A 2,430-nucleotide genomic window follows, 5' to 3' on the forward strand; every position below is an offset into this window, starting at 1 on the left:
CCGCCCTTGCCGCCTGCGCCGCCCGGCCCGCCGTTGCCGCCGCGGGCGAAGACCGTGACGGTGCCGGTGACCGTCCCGAGCGTGACCGTGGCTGCGAACCCCGGCGTCCCGTTCATCCCGGAGGAGCCGAACCCGCCGGAGCTGCCCGACGTCCCCGACCTGCCCGGCGCGCCGTCCATGCCGGGGCTTCCCGGCATGCCCGCGGAGCCGGGCCCGCCATCCGTGCCGACGAAGCGCAGGGTCGCCCCGGGCAAGCCCGCGGTCGGCGCGGCGAGCTCGGCGGCGCTGAGCGTGAACTCGCCGTTCACCTCGACGCGCGAGCCCGGCTCGAGCGTGAGCCGGGCGGTGACGAGGTGAGCGCGGTGGCCCTCTTCCGCCTGGACGATCAGGGAGTGGCCGCTGCGGACCCTGACCTCCTGGTACGCGAAGTAGCCATCCATCTTCCGGCCGTCGAAACCGACCGGCGCGATGCTGCTCGCGCGCGTTCCGCGCGGCGACCAGCCGATCCGCAGCACGCCGTCTGGCGTTGCGGCGGAGTCGAGCGTGCCCATCGGCACCTGGCCCGGCCGGATGTTGCGGGCCTTGAGCGCGGCTTCGAAATGGCTCGCCTGCTCCGGCGCGAGCCCCCTGATCAATTCTCCGCTCACGTCCATCTCCTCGGCTTGGGCGGTGAGGCTCGCGGCGGCGATCCGCGCCGTGCCGAACGGATTCAGCAGGCCGATATACGTGGCGACCGCGTGGTAGGAGTTGCCGTTCGCCGGATCGAGCGCGCCCCCTGCGAGCGATTGCGCCGTCGGCAGCGCGAACACGTTCCCGTTCAGCATCAATTTCGGGACGACGTCCGACGGCCTGACGATCTGGAAGCTCGGCGCGAGCGTCGTGCCGAAGTGCTGGAGGAAGGTGTAGTCCCCGAAGGGCGGGCAGCCGAAGCCGTAGAGCCCGGTCGGGACCGGAATGCCGGAGGCTGGCGCCGTGGTCAGGTCGAGGGCGGCGAGGCTCGCGAGCGCGGCACCGGCGTCGTGGCCCGCGACGTACAGGACAGCGCCCGGATTCTTGATGCAGACCGCCTGGAGCTGGGCGAGGAGAGCGGGGCGAAGCGACTGGTAGACGGTGGCGATGCCGGACAGCACCGTACCGTTCGTCAGCCAGGGCGGCGCCGTCATGTTGACGTCGGCGAGCGTCCGGACGAGCTCGACGAAGCTCGTCGTGCCCCGGAAGGCCACCGCGACCGTGCCGGGCCCCGAGAAGACCGTGCCCCACGTGACGCCGTCGGCGGTCTGGATGTCGGGGCCGACGCTCAGGCCGAGCGAGGGCGGGTAGGTGAACAGGGTCGGGTGCTGGAAGCGCTGATACGCGACGGCGCAGGTGATCGCGAGCGAGTAGGCGAGGTTCGCGTCGTAGCGCGCCGCGCCGGTCGCCGCCGTCGCGGGCGCGCGTGCCGGCGCGCGGGTGGCGGCCGGTGCCTGGGCCTCGCCGAGCGCGGCGGCGTAGAAGGCCGCCGTCCGCTCCTGCCAGGGCGAATCGTAGGTCGGGAGCTTCGCGTTCACGGGCACGGCGGTGCCCGCCGGCATCAGCCCGGATCCGGCCGGCACCGCGGGAAAGAAATCGATGCCCGCCGCATTCACGGTGAAGAGGCTGGCGACGCGCTGGCCGGCCTGCTGCCGGAAGTTGGCATCCCCGATCGGCGGGCAGGAGAAGGCGTAGCAGGCGATCTCCGTCACCGGCGACGCATACCCCTGAGCCAGGGTGTTTCCCGGCCTGACGTAGAGTGCGGCAAGTTGTGCGAGCGGTGCGCCCGTCCCGATCCCCACCACCACGAGCGGCAGCGACGTCTGGAAGGGGTCGAGGGCCGCAAGCTGCTTTACCGCGGTCGTGAGGGCGGCCTCCAGCGCAGCGATCATCGACAGAAAGCCGGTCTGCGCCTTGGCCGCGACGGCGGGCGGGCTCGGCTCCGGCAGGATCTCGCGCGGGACCACCTCCAGCGGCAGCTGCTCCGGCCCGTAGAAGCCGGTGAGGTTGTCCCAGGTCGAGCCGAGCGCCAGGACCGCGACCTGGGCGCCCGTCGAGGGCAGGGTGCCCATGACGGTGAAGCCCTGGCCGCAACCCGAGGAGATCACCGGGCCGATCGTGCCGACGAGATTCCAGGACGGAACGTAGGTCGGGAGCCGGCCGCCGGCCATCTCGGCCAGCGGCGCCAAGGCGGCGGCGTCCTGAGCGGTGTAGGTCAGTGTCGTCATGGGGGGCTCGCGGCGATCCGCCGGCCGCCGCCGGCGCGAGAGCGCTTCACGATCGCGCTGCGATCGCCAAGCTCTCCAGGTCACTGATTTTTCCGCATTTTCCCCGACGAACCGGTACCCGCTTCGTCGGGGAAAATGCGGAAAAATCAGTGACCTGGAGAGCTTGGCGATCGCAGCGCGATCGTGAAGCGCT

1 protein-coding gene is annotated in these 2,430 nt (G+C 71.9%); it reads right to left on the reverse strand.

Going from position 1 to position 2,430, the window contains the following annotated elements:
- A partial coding sequence (locus QR78_RS31530) for a lipase family protein (protein ID WP_048431590.1) occupies window positions 1–2,237 on the reverse strand: 2,237 nt, incomplete at its 3' end.
- Between the last annotated feature and the right edge of the window lie 193 nt (window positions 2,238–2,430).

It is taken from the genome of Methylobacterium indicum (genome assembly GCF_001043895.1).
Classification (GTDB): Bacteria; Pseudomonadota; Alphaproteobacteria; order Rhizobiales; family Beijerinckiaceae; genus Methylobacterium; species Methylobacterium indicum.